At 58.0% G+C, this 19488-nt stretch carries 14 protein-coding genes; 5 read left to right on the top strand and 9 right to left on the bottom strand.

What is annotated here, in order from left to right:
• Positions 1 to 9: 9 nt before the first annotated feature.
• The 9 genes from J2Y39_RS06955 to J2Y39_RS06915 form a co-directional block, all read right to left on the bottom strand.
• A complete protein-coding gene (locus J2Y39_RS06955) occupies positions 10 to 1113 on the bottom strand; it encodes a sn-glycerol-3-phosphate ABC transporter ATP-binding protein UgpC (protein WP_310216221.1) in 1104 nt (367 codons plus the stop codon).
• Between the two features lie 164 nt (positions 1114 to 1277).
• Positions 1278 to 2108 (bottom strand): carbohydrate ABC transporter permease, encoded by an 831-nt coding sequence (locus J2Y39_RS06950; protein WP_016774872.1) that lies wholly within the window; start codon positions 2106 to 2108, stop codon positions 1278 to 1280.
• Positions 2109 to 2116: 8 nt separating this feature from the next.
• Positions 2117 to 3043 carry a carbohydrate ABC transporter permease gene (locus J2Y39_RS06945; RefSeq protein ID WP_041480415.1) on the bottom strand — a complete coding sequence of 309 codons (927 nt, stop codon included), beginning with the start codon at positions 3041 to 3043 and terminating at the stop codon, positions 2117 to 2119.
• A 156-nt stretch (positions 3044 to 3199) separates the two neighbouring features.
• Entirely contained in the window at positions 3200 to 4510 is a 1311-nt protein-coding gene (locus J2Y39_RS06940; protein ID WP_236169056.1) for a sugar ABC transporter substrate-binding protein, read from the bottom strand.
• A 342-nt stretch (positions 4511 to 4852) separates the two neighbouring features.
• Positions 4853 to 5758 carry an AraC family transcriptional regulator gene (locus J2Y39_RS06935; protein WP_252882106.1) on the bottom strand — a complete coding sequence of 302 codons (906 nt, stop codon included), beginning with the start codon at positions 5756 to 5758 and terminating at the stop codon, positions 4853 to 4855.
• An 88-nt stretch (positions 5759 to 5846) separates the two neighbouring features.
• Positions 5847 to 6710 carry a phospholipase gene (locus J2Y39_RS06930; RefSeq protein ID WP_310216216.1) on the bottom strand — a complete coding sequence of 288 codons (864 nt, stop codon included), beginning with the start codon at positions 6708 to 6710 and terminating at the stop codon, positions 5847 to 5849.
• A 107-nt stretch (positions 6711 to 6817) separates the two neighbouring features.
• Positions 6818 to 8122 (bottom strand): glycosyltransferase, encoded by a 1305-nt coding sequence (locus J2Y39_RS06925; protein WP_310216213.1) that lies wholly within the window; start codon positions 8120 to 8122, stop codon positions 6818 to 6820.
• Positions 8123 to 8218: 96 nt separating this feature from the next.
• Complete coding sequence (locus J2Y39_RS06920) at positions 8219 to 11707, bottom strand: hypothetical protein (RefSeq protein ID WP_310216211.1); 3489 nt, start codon at positions 11705 to 11707, stop codon at positions 8219 to 8221.
• A gap of 606 nt (positions 11708 to 12313) precedes the next feature.
• Entirely contained in the window at positions 12314 to 12673 is a 360-nt protein-coding gene (locus J2Y39_RS06915) for a response regulator (protein ID WP_095180108.1), read from the bottom strand.
• 265 nt (positions 12674 to 12938) lie between these two features.
• Here J2Y39_RS06915 and J2Y39_RS06910 point away from each other — a divergent pair, with 265 nt between their 5' ends.
• Genes J2Y39_RS06910 through J2Y39_RS06890 form a run of 5 tightly spaced genes read left to right on the top strand, consistent with a single transcriptional unit; the run spans position 12939 to position 19465 of the window.
• Complete coding sequence (locus J2Y39_RS06910; protein WP_310216207.1) at positions 12939 to 16412, top strand: response regulator; 3474 nt, start codon at positions 12939 to 12941, stop codon at positions 16410 to 16412.
• Positions 16412 to 17245 carry a protein-glutamate O-methyltransferase CheR gene (locus tag J2Y39_RS06905; protein ID WP_016774863.1) on the top strand — a complete coding sequence of 278 codons (834 nt, stop codon included), beginning with the start codon at positions 16412 to 16414 and terminating at the stop codon, positions 17243 to 17245. Before J2Y39_RS06910 ends, J2Y39_RS06905 begins: the two co-directional genes overlap by 1 nt.
• Positions 17242 to 17835: a chemotaxis protein CheB gene (locus tag J2Y39_RS06900; protein WP_150740917.1), complete on the top strand. Its 594-nt coding sequence runs from the start codon at positions 17242 to 17244 to the stop codon at positions 17833 to 17835. Before J2Y39_RS06905 ends, J2Y39_RS06900 begins: the two co-directional genes overlap by 4 nt.
• Positions 17829 to 19043: a hybrid sensor histidine kinase/response regulator gene (locus tag J2Y39_RS06895; protein ID WP_041480260.1), complete on the top strand. Its 1215-nt coding sequence runs from the start codon at positions 17829 to 17831 to the stop codon at positions 19041 to 19043. Before J2Y39_RS06900 ends, J2Y39_RS06895 begins: the two co-directional genes overlap by 7 nt.
• Positions 19044 to 19087: 44 nt before the next feature.
• A complete protein-coding gene (locus J2Y39_RS06890) occupies positions 19088 to 19465 on the top strand; it encodes a response regulator (RefSeq protein ID WP_056789776.1) in 378 nt (125 codons plus the stop codon).
• Positions 19466 to 19488: the final 23 nt, after the last annotated feature.

The raw sequence follows: 19488 nt of genomic DNA, 5'->3' as shown, positions 1-19488 counted from the left end.
GTCTCGAAATCAGGCGGCAGCGCGCAGTGGGCGGGTCAGCGCCACACCTTCAGCGTCGAACAGGTGGCAGTGAGTCGGGTCCAGACGCAGGCTCAATTGCTCGCCATAACGGCTGGCCAGATCGCCGCGCACGCGCATGGTCAGGGCTTCACCAGCGCTGGTGGTCACGTGGCAGAAGGTGTCGCTGCCGAGGCGTTCGCTGACGTCGGCAGTCACCTGGAACGTGCAATCGCCGGGTTGCGCCAGCTCCAGATGTTCCGGGCGAATGCCCAACGTGACTGCGCTGCCGACACTGAGGCTGGCAGCGTTGAACGGCAGGGTGATGCGCGTGCCGGCGTCCAGCGAAACTTCACAGCTCGGGCCGTCGATGCGGGCAATCTTGCCTTTGAGGAAACCCATTTTCGGCGTGCCGAGAAAGCCTGCGACAAACAGGTTGGCCGGGTTGTGATACAGGTCCAGCGGCGAGCCGACCTGTTCGATCCTGCCGCCATTGAGCACCACGACTTTATCGGCCATGGTCATCGCTTCGACCTGATCGTGGGTCACGTAGATCATCGTCGCTTGCAGGTCTTTGTGCAGGCGCAGCAGCTCCAGACGCATCTGCACGCGCAACGCCGCGTCGAGGTTGGACAGCGGTTCATCGAAGAGGAAAATCTTCGGGTTGCGCACGATGGCACGGCCGATCGCCACGCGCTGGCGCTGGCCGCCGGAGAGCTGTTTCGGCTTGCGCTCGAGCATCGGCCCGAGTTCAAGAATACGTGCCGCTTCGCCGACCTTGCGCTCGACTTCGGCTTTCGGCACGCCGGCCAGATCGAGGGCGAACGACATGTTCTTTTTCACCGTCATGTGCGGGTAAAGCGCGTAGGTCTGGAACACCATCGCCAGATCACGCTTGGCCGGGCTGACTTCAGTGATATCGCGGCCATCGAGTTCGATGGTGCCGCCGCTGACCTCTTCAAGGCCGGCGATCAGGCGCAGCAGGGTGGATTTGCCGCAGCCCGACGGGCCGACGAAGACTACGAATTCCTTGTCGTTCACTTCCAGGTCAATGCCCTTGATGATGGAAAAACCTTCGAAGCCTTTTTGCAGATTCTTGATTTTCAGGTTGGCCATGAGATGGGCCTCCGCAATTTATTATTGGGTTAAACCAGATCGGCTTTTCTGTGGGAGCGAGCCTGCTCGCGAAGGGGCCGTGTCAGTCGACATCAGGGTTGAATGACACTCCGCTTTCGCGAGCAGGCTCGCTCCCACAGGGGATAGGGTTGGATTCGGGATGTTCATTTCACGGCACCGAAGGAGAGGCCGCGTACCAGTTGCTTCTGGCTGATCCAGCCAAAGATCAGAATCGGCGCACAGGCCAGGGTCGAGACCGCCGACAACTTGGCCCAGAACAATCCTTCGGGACTTGAATACGAGGCGATCAATGCGGTCAGTGGTGCAGCATTCGAAGAGGTCAGGTTCAGCGACCAGAACGCCTCGTTCCAGCACAGGATCAGCGATAGCAGTACGGTCGAGGCGAGGCCGCCCTTGGCGATCGGCAGCAGCACGCGGACCATCTCCTGCCACAGCGTCGCACCGTCGAGGCGGGCGGCTTCGAGGATGTCCTTGGGGATGTCCTTGAAGTAGGTGTAAACCATCCAGACCACGATCGGCAGGTTGATCAGCGTGTAGATCACGATCAGCGCGATGCGCGTGTCGAGCAGGCCGAAACTCTTGGCCAGCAGGTAGATCGGCATCAGCACGCCCACCGGCGGCAGCATCTTGGTCGAGAGCATCCACAGCAGCGTGCCTTTGGTGCGCTGGGTTTCGTAGAACGCCATCGAGTAGGCCGCCGGCACCGCGATCAACAGGCACAGGGCGGTGGCGCTGAACGAGATCACCACCGAGTTCCAGGCGAAGCTGAAGTAATCGCTGCGCTCGTTGATGTGCAGGTAGTTCTCCAGCGTTGGCGTGAAGATGAACTGCGGCGGCGTGGCGAAAGCGTCGATTTCGCTCTTGAAACTGGTCATCACCATCCAGAAGATCGGGAAGAAAATCACGATCGCGATGGCCCAGGCCAGCGTGCCGAGCAGCAGGCTTTGCAGGCGACGGGATTGTTGGAGCGTCATGGCAGGCCTCACGCTTTGTCAGTCAGGTTTTTGCCGATCATTCGCACCAGAATGATCGCGGCGATGTTGGCGATGACCACGGCAATCAAACCGCCGGCCGAAGCCATGCCGACGTCGAACTGCACCAGCGCCTGGTTGTAGATCAGGTAGGCGAGGTTGGTCGAGGCGTAGCCGGGGCCACCGTTGGTGGTGGTGAAGATTTCGGCGAACACCGAGAGCAGGAAGATCGTTTCGATCATCACTACCACAGCGATCGGCCGCGCCAGGTGCGGCAGGGTCAAGTGCCAGAAAATCGCGATCGGGCCGGCACCGTCCAGGCGTGCAGCTTCTTTCTGTTCCTGATCCAGCGATTGCATCGCGGTCATCAGAATCAGGATCGCGAAGGGCAGCCATTGCCACGAAACAATGATGATGATCGACAGCAGCGGGTAGTGCGCCAGCCAGTCCACCGGTTGCGCACCGAACAGCTTCCAGATGTAGGCGAGGATCCCCGAGACCGGGTGGAAAATCAGATTCTTCCAGATCAACGCGCCGACGGTGGGCATGATGAAAAACGGCGAGATCAGCATGACTCGCACCAGGCCGCGCCCAAGGAATTCGCTGGCCTCCAGCAACGCGCTGATCAATACGCCGAAGACCACGCTGATCAGCAGCACACTGCCAACCAGCAGCAATGTATTGGTCGCACCGGGCATGAAACCCGAATCAGTGAGGAAATAGGTGAAGTTCTCCAGCCCGACGAATTCATTCTCGCCGGGGTAGAGCAGGTTGTAGCGGATCATCGAAAAGTACAGGGTCATGCCCAGCGGCACGATCATCCACAGCAGCAACAGCGCCACCGAAGGACTGACCAGAAACCAGCCGGGATTGCGCACGCGCAGCTTGCGCTGCGGTGGCGACAGGTCGATGTGGGCTTTGGCAGTTGAAGTATTCATGGCATTCACAACCGAGTCATACAGACCTATGGAGATCCCCATGTGGGAGCGAGCCTGCTCGCGAAAGCGCCGGATCAGTGTCATGTGTGTTGGCTGACACGACGCCTTCGCGAGCAGGCTCGCTCCCACAAGAGGCAGGAGCAAGGCATTCAGCGGTTACTTGGGATAACCCGCTCGCTTCATCTCGCGTTCCGTGGTCTGCTGCGCCGCCGCCAGCGCCTGATCCACCGTGGTCTGGCCGATCAGGGCTGCCGAGAACAGCTTGCCGACCTGGGTGCCGACTGCCTGGAATTCAGGAATGGTCACTAGTTGAATACCAATGTACGGCACCGGTTTCAGCGTCGGTTTGCTCGGGTCAGCGGCTTTCAGCGATTCCAGCGTCACTTTGGCAAACGGCGCGGCGTTCATGTAAGCATCGCTGTAGGTCGAAGCGCGGGTGCCCGGCGGCACGTTGGCGATGCCATCGGTCTTGGCAACCAGTTCGCCGTACTCTTTGGACGTGGCCCAGGCGCTGAAGGTTTTTGCTGCGTCCTTGGCCTTGGAGCTGGTCGGAATCGCCAGCGCCCACGAATACAGCCACGCCGAGCCTTTATCCGTGACTTGATGCGGAGCGAAGGTGAAACCGACGTGATCGGCGACCTTGCTCTGGGTCTTGTCGGTGACAAACGAGCCGGCGACGCTGGCGTCGACCCAGATCGCACATTTGCCGCTGTTGAACAGGGCGAGGTTTTCATTGAAACCGTTGCTGGATGCGCCCGGCGGGCCGGATTTCTTCATGGTGTTGACGTAGAAATTCAGCGCATTTTTCCATTCGGGGCCGCTGAATTCCGGTTTCCATTGCTCATCGAACCAGCGTGCGCCATAAGCATTGGCGACCGTGGTGACCAGCGCCATGTTCTCGCCCCAGCCGGCCTTGCCGCGCAGGCAGATGCCGTACTGCTCTTTGTCTTTGTGGGTGAGCTTTTCCGCAAACCCGGCGATCTCTTCCCAGGTCGGCCGCTCCGGCATGGTCAGCCCGGCTTCCTTGAACAGGTCGGTGCGGTAATAGGTGATCGAACTCTCCGCGTAAAACGGCAGCGCATACAGCGAACCCTTCACCGACAGGCCTTCGCGCACCGACGGAAAGACATCGTCGAGGGCGTAACTGGCCGGCAGGTCCTTCATCGGCTCCAGCCAACCCTTGCCGCCCCAGAGTGCGGCTTCGTACATGCCGATGGTCAACACGTCGAACTGGCCGCCCTGAGTGGCGATGTCGGTGGTCAGGCGCTGACGCAGGACGTTTTCTTCCAGCACCACCCAATTGAGCTTGATGTCCGGATGCTCGCTCTCGAAGGTTTTCGAGAGTTTCTGCATGCGGATCATGTCGCTGTTGTTGACGGTGGCGATGGTCAGGGTCTGGGCGCCAAGGCTGACGCTGCTGAGGGTCATGCAGGTGAGAGCGAGCAGAGCTTTTGCAGTGGGTTGCATCGTGCACTCCTTTTCTGGCACCCGACGGGGCAGAAGGACAGTTATTGTTTTTGTGTCTTCCGAATGCAGGAAGAATCTGCGCTGATTACAGCCTTCCAAGGCGGAGCTGACAAATCATCCCTAGCACTTTTGTTGATACTTTTTTGCACTGGGGTTTGGGCAGGGGAACGCAGGGAAGGGGTTTTGCGCGAGGGGGCGTTAGCGAATGCGTACAGATTTCGCCAGCCGGGGCACGGTTTTTTTTGGGAGCGAGCCTGCTCGCGAAGATGGTGTGTCAGCCACAGGATTTTTCACTGACAGACCGCTTTCGCGAGCAGGCTCGCTCCCACAGGTGGCGTGTCGTCAGAGATGGTTCTGTTCAGTCAGTCGCTGCACCGCCAGCCGTCGATAGTGCGACGGCGTCATGCCCTTGAGTTGCTGGAAGCGTCGATTGAAGTTGGAAATATTGTTGAAGCCCGACTCGAAGCACACCTCGGTCACCGGTTTGTCGCCGTCGGCCAGCAGCTCACAGGATTTGCTGATGCGCAGGCGATTGACGAATTCGATGAAGTTGCGCCCGGTGGCCTGCTTGAATACCCGGCTGAAATAGGTCGGTGTCATGCCCAGGTGCTCGGCCACTTCTTCCAGTGAGATGTCCCGCGCGTAGTGGCTGAAGATGTAATCGACCGCGCGGTTGGTGCGGTCGATGTTGTGTTCGTCGGCCAGTTGCGGCGTGGTGGCACCGGACAACAATTGGAAGTCATCACTGGCCGCGAGCAATTCCATCAGAATGAAAAAGTGCCCGAGGCGAGTGATGCCGGTGCTGTCGGCGATCCGCTGCATCAGTGTCATGGCCTGACGGATCGTGCGCTTGCAACGAAATTCGATGCCGTACTGCGCACGCTCAAGCAGTGGCGCCAGGGATTTCAGCTCAGCGAACACCTGGTGCCCGCTCTCGAACAATTCGTCGGTGAAGTTGACCAGCATGTCGCGCTTCTCCACCACTTCATCCTCGGCGACCTGGCTGATCCAGTTGTGCGGCAGGTTGGGACCGGTCAAAAACAAAGTCTCTGGATAGAAGTTGCCGATGTAATCGCCGATGAACACCTTGCCGCAGCTGGCCACGATCAGGTGCAGCTCGTACTCCTTGTGGAAATGCCAGCGCACCAGCGGGCAGGGGAAGCCGTGCTGGCGGTAGATGATGGACAAACCGTTATGGTCGTCCATCAACTCGTAGGAAGGGTCGGTCACGCGAGCGGTTCGGGTCATGACGGGGCACTTTTTTATTATCGCTGCGCGATCATGCCTCGTTTTTTGCCATTTGTGCCACTTCCGACCGGCCGTCCTTGGTTACCGCTCAGCTGAGCTTGTCGCGTGCCTTTTGCAGGTTGGCCATTTGGCAGAAACGCACGATGTTGGAATTTTTGATGAAGTCGAAATTGATAATGTTGCACTTGCGCGCCCAATCGGATTTTTCCGGGTCGAACCACTCGTCAAGACTGTCGAGGATCCGCTGTGGGCCGCCGAGTGTGTAACTGGTTGCCGACAGCGACCATGGGCGAAGCGTACTGACAGGTGTGCTCAGTACGTTGTCTATATAGCCATAAAGATCCGAGGTGCTGACCTGTGATTTGCCGATCCACTTGTGATTGATTGGTCTGTAGAAACGAAAGTCTTCGCTTTCCCAGGTCATCGGCGCGGCCACCATGATGCGTTGCAATGGATTGATGGCTTTGAGTTCGCCGATTGTCAGGTGCAGATTGTCGGTGGGAATAATCCGTTCCCCGAGGTGCTCCAGCAAAGCTGTTTTGAACTCCTCATGGTTGAATGGATCTGTAGCGTTGGAAAGTTCATGGAAGTCCAGAACGATAAACTCGTTCGGGCTTCTTTCATAAAACCCCTTAAGGTCCCTGATCAGGTCTTCAAGCGTTCGCGAAGAGTTGAATCCATTGTGATGGAAACGAAACTTCGCCAGTTGTTTCGCCTTGCTGTTGTAAACAAGGCGTACATCAAGTGCGCGAGCGCCGCGATTCAACTGCGAATAAAACGAAACGTCTTGGCAGGCAAGCCAGTTTTTCCCGGGAATCAGGGCGTAAGACGCTTCCCAGTCACAACCGGCGTTATGCGCGCCGGGCAGGGTCATTTCAAATAACGAAAGATTATCGATTTGTGGTGAATAAGCCATCCATTGATGGGTTGGTATATCGTCGAAGTTTTCCATGTTGCACATCCTGCGAAGTGGTTAGTAAGTTGCGCGCAGGATGTTTATAAGCATGTTCGTGTTATTGCGAAAGTTGGCTTTTAATGCAAGTCATGTAATTGATGTAATCAGCGCTCTGTTGGGCTCAACTGGTTTTTGGCTTCGATCCATTGAGCCATGTATTGAGTGCTTTTGAGTGTGTGATGTCGCAACATGGCGCCGGTGAAGTTGTCGTTTCTAAGTTGTGCCAAGTGTTGTCGGCAATCATCTATCCGGTTGATCAGACGCGGGCCATGTACGCTGCGCTGATAACGCTGCTGCAAAAGTGCCGAAGCCTGAATCTGCGCCTGCTGCCAGCGCGCCGGATTTTCGTACAGTTGCACCGCCTGTTCGGCAAAGGTGTTTGCGTCGAGGGCGACGGCTCCCGGCCACGGAGCGTCGCCGTGCATGGCTTCGGCGCCGATCGGTGTGGTCACACTCGGCGTGCCACAGAGCATGGCATCGAGCAGTTTGCCCTTGATTCCCGCGCCGAAGCGCAATGGCGCAAGGCAGACTCGCGCTGCCGACATCACTTCAAGTGCATCTTCGGCCCAGTCCATGATGTGAAAGCCTTGGGCCGGGTTGTGCAGTGCGGTGGCTTTGGGCGGCGTATAGGCGCCATAGATATGCAGTTGCGCGCGAGGCAAGCGCGCGCGGATCAGCGGCCAGAGGGTGGTCTTCATCCAGAGCACGGCATCCCAGTTCGGCGCGTGACGGAAGTTGCCAATGCTGAGGAAATGCTCCCGCTCTTCGAAACCTGGCGGGGCGGTGTCCGGAAGATCAATCATCAACGGACACCAATGCAGGATTTGCCGAGGCAGGCCAAATTCCTCCACCAGCAGGTCGATCTCGACTTCGGAAATCATCAGGTTCAAGTCGCACCGATACAGCGCAGCGATTTCCCGTTTGGCCAGATCGGTGCCGGCCATCAGCTGGAATTCTTCGTGCAATGCCGGTGCAAACAGCCCGGTGAAATCAGTCTGCTCGTCGTTGCTTTTCAGCCGGTCCTTCAGGCGCTGATGACGCGCATGCCGCAGGCTTTGCAGGTCGGAAGTTTCCAGGAGGCGCAGGGCGCCCGGGCAGTGTTTCTCCACCCGCCAGCCAAACTGTTCTTCCATCATGAACTGATCGAACAGCACGATATCCGGCGCCAACTCGCTGATGAACACGTCGAAACTGCTGTTGTTGAGCTCGATCGATACTTCGCGAATGCCCAGCGCCGTCAGATCAGCTTTGTGTTCACCCGGGCCGGCCGGGCTGCTGAACGTGATGTCCCATCCCTGATCGAGAAATGTCTCGAGGATCTGCATGACATGCCCGCTGGCCGCCGATGAGCGCGGTTCTGGCCAGACGTAGCCGATGACCAGAACTTTGGTGGTACGCGAATGGCTCACGACTGATCCTCTGACCCATGGAAGAAAAAAGGGCGCAATTAAACCACAGCGAAGTGATTGAAATGCACCCTGTCCACCGACCAGCCGTTTCAGCGTTTAAATGACCGGTTTGGCGAGGTTGAGCAGCAGCGGCCCTTGTAGAAACTTGCCTGCAGCGGTGTTGCGCACGGCATCGTCGATGGTCTTCACATTGAAGCTCAATATGGCCGGACGCGTTTGTGCTTGATCGAGCAGCGATACCGCAAGCATGTATGACTCAGCGTTGGCCAGCGCCGGATGGTCCTGGACCAGTTTCGGCAGACTGGTTTTTACCTGGTTGAACTCGACGAATCCCGGTCGGTGCGCCAGAGCGTGATGTGGATTGATCAGGTTGTCCGGATGCGCCTTGCGCGCGTCCCGAGCCAGCTCCAGCAGTCCGACCGCATCGAACTCCGCCTGATGCAACTCCGGGTAGACCTTGCCGTAGTACAGGTCGAGGGTGTCCGGGCCACCGTGGGACATTTCGTGAATCAGCACGTCGGCGACGCTGCCGTCGTCGTAACGCGACAACTTGTAAAACTCATCGAGATTGTCCGGGTAGATCGACAGAAACCGGCCTGCGGACTCATCGATTTTTTCGCCTGTGCGCAGCGCTGTCTGCCAGCGCTTATAGGCCGGTGGCGAAAGCGAGGCGATCACGCCGGGTTGATGCGGGCGGAACGTCACATTGCTGAAACTGATCGACTCGAGATCCTTGCGCATCGCGCTGAGATGTTTCGACACGTGCTGTGCCACTTCATCGGAATCGTTACCGAACACATGCTTGAGCACCGCGCGAATGTCGTCGTTGGAAGACGGTTGCGACAGCGCGTTGATGGAGTTGTCCAGCTTGGTCCGGGCGCGGGGAATGGCTTTTTTCAGATAACCGCGGGTGTAACTGAATGGCTTGAAGCGGCCGAACAGGCGCTTCAACGGGGCGAAGTTACCCAGGTCGAGCAGTTTCAGGCGCGGGCCCCAGGCACCGCCGGTGCGGATGCTCAGCGCATGCCAATCCTGGTTGCGTTCCAGCACTGCGATGTCGATCGCCTCGCCAAGCGCGTCGGCGCCTCGCCAGGTCGCCTGACGCACATCGCCGGTGTGGGAGAGCCTGATCCAGTCCCGACTCTCGACGCCATGGATCAACCTTTTCAATTGCACGCTGGCGGTGTGCGCGGTGTCGAGCGCGGTTTCACCGGCAAAGACCACGCCGCGTTTGACCAGACGAAAACCTTTGCGGGCGAGGGCGGGCAAACCGTCGAGCGGGTTGATCAGCGACACGGCCGCTCGGGCCACGGCTTTGGCGACTTTCAGCAGTTTGAGGGTGGTTGACCCGGTCTTGGCGATGATGCTCGCTGCCGACGCGCCAAGACCGACCAGCAGGCCGATGACCGACAGGCCATCCAGAATGCAGCCACCAATGCCTTCGGCGACACGGTCGGTGCGTCCGGAACGAATGTCTTCAATGCACTGTTTGAACGGCACGATGACGTTGATTGCCAGATTCTCGACGATCTCCCTGGTGTCACGCCATTCTTCCAGGCCGTTGCGCACATCCAGTGCGGCATACAACTCTTCGCGGCGGGCGACAGGATGGTTATCCAGTACGCATTGGGCGATCTCATCCAGTTGCGCAGAAAAGAACAGCGGAACCGCGCGCACATCAGTCTCTTGCAGTTGCAACTGCCAGAGCTTCTCCACCACTACTTTGGAAGTCATGCCCTGGCGTGGTTCGCTGCCTTCGCGGTAGGCGGCGTAATCGAGGGGCCACTCGCTGGCTTTGTTCTTGTCTTGAAAATCGTACTTGCTGCCAGTGTATGAAAGGGTCGGCCGTTGATGAATGAGGCCGGTGTCTTGCAGCTTGAGCGCCAGATCCGGACGCTCGTAGCAGACGCCGCGCAGCGTGAACAATTCGTAAGCACGCAGCCGATCACCGTTGTCGCAGCAAAGAATAATCCCGTAACGCCCATTGGCCTCATCTCGCTGGATTTGCGTTTCTTGCTGCGTATTCAGTGGATTGACTTCCTTCCTGACGGTGTAGAAGGTCATTTGGCCGCTGGTCAAGGCCTGACGATCATGCTCTGGCATCTGCGTGATCGCCATTTTGATCAGGGACGATAGACCCTCGCGCACGTTCCGGTAGTAACGATCAAACGCCTGGTCAAACAGTTGCGACGGCGATTGCAGTTCGGCCAGGCGGGTGAAGGCATCGGCCGGGGGGTGGAAGTTGTCGCGGGTCTTGAATTTGTCCGAAAGTTGTCCGTCTTCAACCAGATCGCCGGAAAGATACAGATCGAGAATCGACAGGCGTAGGCGCAACAGGCCGTTGATCGCGTATTGGTTGTTGTCAGTGGCGCTGGCGAGGAAATTCCAGAACTCGGTAAGAATCCCCGCCGGATGCGCAGCCTTCAACCCTTCGAGCCAGCTACGTTCGCCGAAACTGTCCAGGTACTTTATTTCGAAGGCCGGCTGTTCGAGATAGGCGCCGGCGGGCATCACTTGCTCCAGCGCACGCAAAGCGATTTTGCGCCGGTCCGGTGGCGCGGTGGACAAGCCTGTTTCAGACTGGGCCAGAGCCTCCATGTAACGCGAGAAATACGCGCTGGCCTTGATCACCGTGGTCTTGTCGTAGTCTTTGTCGCTGCGGTAAGGGATGACTCCGTTGAGTACCGCCCAGTCCACCACCGCCGGGATCGCCGCCGCTTCGTACAACTTGTCGAGCTCACCGGAAACCGGGGTCAGCTCGGAAAACGCCTTGAGTTGTGCAAACGTCATTGCACGCGAGCTGCCAGGTGCGGCGTGCTCGACCACGGCAGCGCTCTGGCGTGCAGTTACCCAGCCTGGCTTGTCCAGCGTGAGCCCGGGCGGGATCTGGTCGATCAGCAACTCCGGTGCTGCACCCGCGATCAATAGATGCGCTGCCAGTGGCGCGTTGTGCGCTTCGCTCAGGCCCAGATCAACCAGATGCTGTTCGAACAGGACGCGTACTTCGGCAGCGCTGAGTGTGGAATTCGCCGGTTGATAGAAGTCATAGCCGGCGACAAGAGGCTGATCGGAGCGCAATTGCATGTCGATGATCAGCGCAGCGATGACTAACTCATTGACCTGGCGTTCGCGCACGTCCGCGTTATTGGCTTCCAGATGCCAGCCAAGGCGTGCATGCAGGGTTTCTCCCAGGGCGCGAGCGGTTTTTCGCCTCAGGAAGTTGTGCAGGAACTTGTCCGCGTTGTCGCGTATGTCCTGTGCCGGAATCAGGTTGAAGTTGGCGAACGCCAGTACCTGCAACAGGCTTGTCGCACCTTGGGTCAGCTCATGCACTGTCTGGGTTATGACTTTGCGGTTCGCTATCGATAAATGAAACGGTGACGACTCATCGGCGTGGAGCAATTCGTGGTAGTCGCCCAAGGCGGGTGGCTCGGGCAGTTCGAAGGCCAGCCATTCAATCAGTGCCCGGGTTTCGGCAATGTTCGTCGGCACGTCATAACCGTTGAACTTCAACCATTGCACTATGCCAATCACTTGGCCGGAATAAACGACGCCGCCGATGGTTTTTGCCAAATCGGCGAGCATATCGAGTTCTTCGGAAAACACCGAAACTTCAGCATTATCCAGTGCAATACTGAAACGATGGGATTCGAACTCTGAGTCATAAACAACGAGAACTCCGGCGTTGGTATCCACTGCTAGTTGAATATCAGCTGAAAAAGAATGGTTGCGTAACAGCTGCGCAAACTCCGGGGTTGCAATTAAATTTTTCAAGGCATTGCGTGCTGGTTCACAGCGTTCGTCAAAACTGCTGCCGATGACCCGGGGTATGAAGCGATCTTGCACATTGAATACAGTGGCGACCGGCAGCGAGGCGCTTGCCGAGTAACTGTCGGCCGAGACTTCAAACTCAGTTGCCTTAAGGGCTTCAACAAGTAACTGAACAATAAGCGCGCGTTCCTGTTTGTCAGAAGCGGAGCAATCGACGGCGGCAGGCACGTCGGAAGAAATGAACTGCATGGGCACTATCCTGAATGAGTATCGAAAGTTCCCTGGCTGTATTTCGTTATTTATTAACGCGGCCAAAGATGATTCAGGATAGAGCTGGCAGGTTAAGCAATGGCAGTGTTAGTTAGTTGCTGATTATTTTCGGATGTGACAAGTTGCATCTGCGACGGGCATTTATCAGGTTTATTTCAGAATGCCTTTAACTTTGTCGCGCAATTGATCGATGGAGAATGGCTTGCCGATGACATGCATGCCATCGGGTACTTCGAGACTCTCGGCATAGCCGCTGGCGAACAGGATGGGCAGAGCAGGGCGCAGCTGACGGGCCTTTTGAGAGAGTTCGCGGCCATTCATGCCAGGCAGGCCGTAGTCGGTCATCATCAAATCGATGGCTTTGCCAGGATCCGCAAGGATTTCGAGTGCCGCGTTGCCGTCATCAGCCTCCAATACCGTGTATTCCAGCTCCTCCAGCACATCGACGATAAGCATGCGCACGATGGAGTCGTCTTCTACGACCAGGATAGTGGATGGAGTGGCAGACATGGCAGGACTCTCAGAAAAATGAAATCGGGGGATACCGGGCAAGCGAATTTGCCGGACTCTTGCATGAGTAAGTGGCGCATAGCCACAAGTTCCCGAGCTGATACAAAAAAGAACAGGTCAGTGCGGTGAGGCAAGGATAACCGTTGGCGTCGTCCAATGCGCAGGTGTGCGTAGGAAAATGCCATCATTTGTGTGAGAAAAATGGATCCATGGCGGGGTTTTGGGGCAAACTCTCGGGTTTTCAACAGTTCGACAAGGCTGCCCCATGTCCTCTCCGTCCTCGGTTGATGAACAACGGTTCCGCAAACTTCTGAGTCGCAACGTCAGCCTGCCGCTGGGCGTCGGCGTGCTCAGTGCGGTGTTTTTCGTCTCACTGATCACCTATTTGCTGTCCGTCATCCAGTGGGTCGAGCATACCGACCGGGTGATCAATAACGCCAATGAGGCGGTGAAACTCACTGTCGATCTCGAAACCGGCATGCGCGGCTATCTGCTTAGCGGTGATGAGCACTTTCTCGACCCGTACGAAGTTGCCAAGCCGCGTATCGACGTCGCTCTCAATACGTTGCTGGAGCTGACCGCCGATAATCCGGTGCAGACCGATCGCTTGCGCCGTTTGCAAGCCTTGCAGGTGGAATGGGCCAACTACGCGCAATCGATGATCGATCTGCAGCGCAGCAGCGGTGATTATCGAGGCGCGGTCAAGGCCGGGCGGGGCAAGCGCCTGACAGATGAAATCCGCAAGCAATTCGAGGACGTCATCGAGACCGAGCAAGTGCTGCGCGCCACGCGCAACGAGGATGTGCGTCGCACCACCATCTGGAGCATCACTCTTTATCTGATCTTCATCGTCGGGATCAGCGGTTTGCTGGCCTACATCGGCCGCCGTGATCTGCTCAACCTGTCGACCAATTACAGCGCCAACCTCGCCGCGCAGCTGGCCAGCGCTGAACGCCTGGAGAAGCAGGCGTGGCTGCGCAACGGCCAGACACAATTGGCCGAGCAGGTGTTGGGGCAACTGACGCTGAACCTGCTGGGGCGCAACATTCTGCAATTCTGCGCGCAATACCTCGGCACAGCCGTCGCTGCGCTTTATGTGCGCGAAGAACATGGCGGCCTCAAGCGTGTGGCGACTTATGGCTTCTCCCGCGAGCAGGAAGAACTGAATCAAACGATTTACAGCGGCGAAGGCATCGTTGGCCAAGTCGCAGAACAAGCACGCCTGATCCGTCTCGACGCGGTCCCTGGCGACTATTTCAAAGTCAGCTCCGGCCTCGGCGCAGGCCTGCCGCACAGTGTGCTGGTGGTGCCTACCAGTGATGATGACCGCGTCAATGGCGTGATCGAACTGGGTTTCCTGCGTCCGCTGTCCGAGCGCGACATCGAGCTGCTGGAGCTGATTGCCGGCAACATCGGCACCTCGATCGAAGCGGCGCGTTACCGTCAACGCTTGCAGGAAGTGCTCGCCGAAACCCAGCAGCTCAATGAAGAGCTGCAAGTGCAGCAGGAAGAGCTGAAGACCGCCAACGAAGAGCTGGAAGAACAGTCGCGGATTCTCAAGGAATCCCAGGCGCATCTGGAAACCCAGCAAGTGGAGCTGGAGCAGACCAACGAGCAGCTCGCCGAACAGCGCGATGCGATGGACAAGAAAAACACCGAGTTGAATCAGGCGCAGATTCAACTCGAAGAGCGTGCCGAAGAGCTGCAACGCTCGAGCAAGTACAAGTCCGAATTCCTCGCCAACATGTCCCACGAACTGCGCACGCCGCTCAACAGTTCGCTGATTCTGGCCAAGCTGCTGGCGGAAAACCCGCAGCAGAATCTGTCGGCGGAACAGGTCAAGTTTGCCGAATCGATCTATTCGGCCGGCAACGATCTGCTCAACCTGATCAACGACATCCTCGACATTTCCAAGGTCGAGGCCGGCAAGCTTGAAGTGATTGCCGAAAACACCCGCGTCGATCGTCTGGTCGATGGCTTGCGCTCGATGTTCGAACCGCTTGCTGCCGACAAGCACCTTGCTTTCACTGTCGAGGTCCAGCCGGACGCTCCCGGCTTACTGTTCACCGACCGGCAGCGGCTGGAGCAGGTGATCAAGAACCTGCTGTCCAACGCGATCAAGTTCACCGAGCACGGCGCCGTCAGCCTGAGTATCACCGCGCAGCCGAATGATCACATCGCTTTCAGCGTCAAGGATTCCGGGATCGGTATCGCTGCCGATCAGCAGGAAAGTATCTTCGAAGCGTTCCGTCAGGCGGATGGCACCACCAACCGCAAGTACGGCGGTACCGGCCTGGGCCTGTCGATCTCGCGGGATCTGGCAACGTTGCTGGGCGGCTCGATCAGCGTCGACAGCGTACCGGGGCAGGGCAGCACGTTCACGCTGCTGTTGCCGCGTCAGTATCACGAATTCGGTGATACGCCGGCCGCGCCGCTGACCTTTCATGCAGCGCCTGCGGTGGCTACACCAGTGGCCGTTGCGGCACCGCTGGCGTCAGCGATTCCGGCTGTCATCCCGCGCTTCGCCGACGATCGCGACAAGGCGCCGTTCGCCACCCGCTGCATTCTGGTGGTGGAGGACGAACCGAACTTCGCCCGTATCCTCTATGACCTGGCCCATGAGTTGGGTTACATGTGTCTGGTCGCCCACGGCGCCGACGAGGGTTACGACCTGGCCCGCGAATTCGTGCCGGATGCGATCCTGCTCGACATGCGCCTGCCGGATCACTCCGGTCTGACCGTGCTGCAACGCCTGAAAGAACGCGCCGAAACCCGGCACATTCCGGTGCACGTGATTTCCGTGGAAGACCGCGTCGAGGCTGCCATGCACATGGGCGCCATCGGCTACGCAGTGAAGCCGACCACCCGCGAAGAGCTCAAGGATGTGTTCGCCCGTCTCGAAGCCAAGCTGACGCAGAAGGTCAAACGCGTGCTGCTGGTCGAAGACGACGATCTGCAACGTGAAAGCATCGCGCGGCTGATTGGCGACGAAGACATTGAAATCACGGCGGTCGGCCTGGCCCAGGACGCTCTGGAATTGCTGCGCACGACCATCTACGACTGCATGGTCATCGACCTCAAGCTGCCGGACATGCTCGGCAACGATTTGCTCAAGCGCATGTCCACCGAGGACATCTGCTCGTTCCCGCCGGTCATTGTCTACACCGGCCGCAACCTGACCCGCGATGAAGAGGCCGAGCTGCGCAAGTATTCACGCTCGATCATCATCAAGGGCGCGCGCTCCCCGGAGCGGTTGCTCGACGAGGTCACACTCTTTCTGCACAAAGTCGAATCGCAGCTGTCCCATGAACGGCAGAAGATGCTCAAGACCGCGCGCAGCCGCGACAAGGTCTTTGAAGGTCGCAAAGTGCTGCTGGTGGACGACGATGTGCGCAACATCTTCGCCCTGACCAGTGCACTGGAACACAAAGGCGCAGTCGTGGTGATCGGCCGTAATGGCCGCGAAGCGATTGAGAAACTTCATGAAGTCGAGGACATCGATCTGGTGCTGATGGACGTGATGATGCCGGAAATGGATGGCTTCGAAGCCACCATGGAAATCCGCAAGGATCCGCGCTGGCGCAAGTTGCCAATCATCGCGGTAACGGCCAAGGCCATGAAGGACGATCAGGAGCGCTGCCTGCAAGCGGGCGCCAACGATTACCTGGCCAAGCCCATCGACCTTGATCGTCTGTTCTCGCTGATACGTGTGTGGTTACCGAAAATGGAACGCATCTAGTGGAACGCAGCAGTTCAGCCGAGCGCAACAGCGAAATCGAATTACGCTTGTTGATCGAGGCGATTTACCTGAAGTACAGCTATGACTTTCGCGACTACTCCGGCGCTTCGATCAAGCGCCGGGTGCAGCACGCGCTGAGTCAGTTCGAGTGCGCGACCATCTCGGCCCTGCAAGAGAAAGTCCTGCACGACCCGACGGCGTTCATGCAGCTGCTGCAACTGCTGACGATCCCGGTCAGCGAGATGTTCCGTGATCCTTCGCACTTCCTGGCGATCCGCAACGAAGTGGTGCCGCTGCTGCGCACCTATCCGTCGCTGAAGATCTGGATTGCCGGCTGCAGCACGGGCGAGGAGGTCTATTCGATGGCGATTCTGCTGCGCGAAGAAGGCCTGCTCGACCGCACGATCATCTACGCCACCGACATCAACCCGCGCTCGCTGGAGAAGGCCAAGCAAGGGATTTTCTCCATGGAAAACGTCCGCGCCTACACCGCCAATTACCAGCAGGCCGGCGGCCAGCGTTCGTTTGCCGATTACTACACCGCAGCCTATGGCTACGCGATTTTCGACAAGAGCCTGTGCGAGAACGTGACATTCGCCGACCACAGTCTGGCCACCGACAGCGTGTTCTCCGAAACCCAGTTGATTTCCTGCCGCAATGTGCTGATCTACTTCAACAAGAAGCTGCAGGACCGGGCATTCGGGCTGTTCCATGAATCACTGTCGCATCGCGGCTTTCTGGTGTTGGGCAGCAAGGAAACCCTGGATTTTTCCAACTATTCGAATCAGTTCGAGGCGTTGGTCAAACAAGAACGGATCTACCGCAAATCATGAACGACACCCCGAGCCTGCCTCGTATCGAGGCTGTCGTGATCGGCGCCTCTGCGGGCGGTGTCGAGGCCTTGTTGACCCTGCTCGGGCCGTTGCGCAAAGGCTATGTGCTGCCGATCATCATCGTTTTGCATCTGCCGGAAGAACGCCGCAGTCATCTGGCCGAAGTGTTCTCCCGGCGCCTGGCGATGCCGGTCAGAGAAGCCGAAGACAAGCAGGACATTGAAGCCGGCACGGTGTATTTCGCCACGCCCGGTTATCACTTGTCGGTCGAAGCGGATCGCAGCTTGTCACTGAGCCTGGAGGACCGCGTACATCATTCGCGGCCTTCAATCGATTACCTGTTTGAATCCGCCGCCGATGTTTATGGCCAGACACTCGCCGCCGTCCTGCTGACCGGCGCCAATCACGATGGCGCGCGCGGGCTCGCTTACGTCAAGCGTTGCGCCGGCCTGACCATTGTTCAAGACCCCGAGGATGCACAAGTCGCCACCATGCCCCAGGCTGCACTGAACGTTCTGCAGCCGGATCATGTCCTACCCATTCACGGCATCGGCCGTCTGCTAGTCGAGCTGGAACGAATCGCATGCTGAGTAATATCCAAGCCAAACTGTTGATCGTTGACGATCTGCCAGAAAACCTGCTGGCGCTGGAAGCGCTGATCAAGCGCGAGGATCGCACGGTCTACAAGGCTCTGTCGGCGGACGAAGCACTGTCGCTGTTGCTGCAGCACGAATTCGCCATGGCCATTCTCGACGTGCAGATGCCCGGCATGAACGGCTTCGAACTCGCCGAGCTGATGCGCGGTACAGAGAAGACCAAGAACATTCCGATCATCTTTGTCAGCGCTGCCGGCCGAGAACTCAACTACGCGTTCAAAGGCTATGAAAGCGGTGCGGTGGACTTCCTGCACAAGCCGCTGGATATCCATGCGGTGAAGAGCAAGGTCAACGTTTTCGTCGATCTGTATCGCCAGAGCAAGGCGATGAAGCAGCAGGTCGAGGCGTTGGAGCAGGCCCGGCGTGAGCAGGAAGCGCTGCTGCAACAACTGCAAAGCACCCAGCTGGAGCTGGAACAAGCGGTGCGCATGCGTGATGACTTCATGTCCATCGTCGCCCACGAGGTGCGTACGCCGCTCAATGGCCTGATTCTCGAAACCCAGTTGCGTAAAATGCATCTGGCGCGAGACAACGCCTCAGCGTTCACCCTCGACAAGATGCAGGCGATGGTCGACCGCGATGAGCGGCAGATCAAAAGCCTGATTCGCCTGATCGAAGACATGCTCGATGTCTCGCGAATCCGCACCGGCAAACTGTCGATCCGACCGAGTCGTTTCGATCTGGTGCAACTGGTCAGCAATCTCCTGCAGAATTTTGCCTCGCAAATGGAAGCGGCAGAAACCAGCGTTTCCTTCGAGGCATCGGCGCCGGTAGAAGGTTGCTGGGACGAGTTCCGCATCGAGCAAGTGGTGTCCAATCTGCTGACCAATGCCTTGCGTTACGGTGGTCGCAGCCCGATTCAGGTGCGCGTCTATCGCGAAGATGACGAGGCCCGGGTCGAGGTACAAGACCACGGCATCGGCATCAGCGCCGAGAACCAGAAGCGTATTTTTCAGCAGTTCGAACGGGTGTCCGCCAAGACGGTGGTGGCCGGGCTCGGGCTGGGTCTGTTCATTTCCGAGCAGATCGTCGCCGCCCATGGCGGCTCCATCGTCGTCGAGAGTGAAATCAACGAGGGCGCCCTGTTTCGCGTTTGTCTGCCGATCCAGGAAAACGGCATATCCGACGCAACCTCTGAGTGACCACACGGTCGTATCAGCAGCTATTGACCGAACAAAGGCTTCCCATGAGCGTAGATGCGCAAGATGTAGTACTCGTCGTCGAAGACGAACCGGTTATCTTGATGGTCCTGACGGATTACCTGTCGGGGCAGGGCTATCGCGTGTTGCAAGCGGAAAATGGCGAGCAGGCTTTCGAGATCCTCGCCAGCAAACCTCATCTCGACATACTGATTACCGATTTCCGCCTGCCGGGCGGGATCTCCGGCGTGCAGATTGCCGATCCGGCGGTGAAATTGCGACCGGACCTCAAAGTGATTTTCATCAGCGGCTATCCGCAGGAAATCCGTGAGACCGGCAGCCCGATTACCAACAGCGCACCGATTCTGGAAAAACCGTTTGATCTGGATGTGTTGCAGGAAAAGATTCAGGAGTTGCTGGCCTGATTCTCATGCAGGAGCTGCCGAGC

The organism is Pseudomonas sp. 2957 (genome assembly GCF_031456345.1).
Classification (GTDB): Bacteria; Pseudomonadota; Gammaproteobacteria; order Pseudomonadales; family Pseudomonadaceae; genus Aquipseudomonas; species Aquipseudomonas siliginis.
Note: the sequence above shows the minus strand (reverse complement) of the source record. Positions and strands in the feature narration are given on the sequence as shown.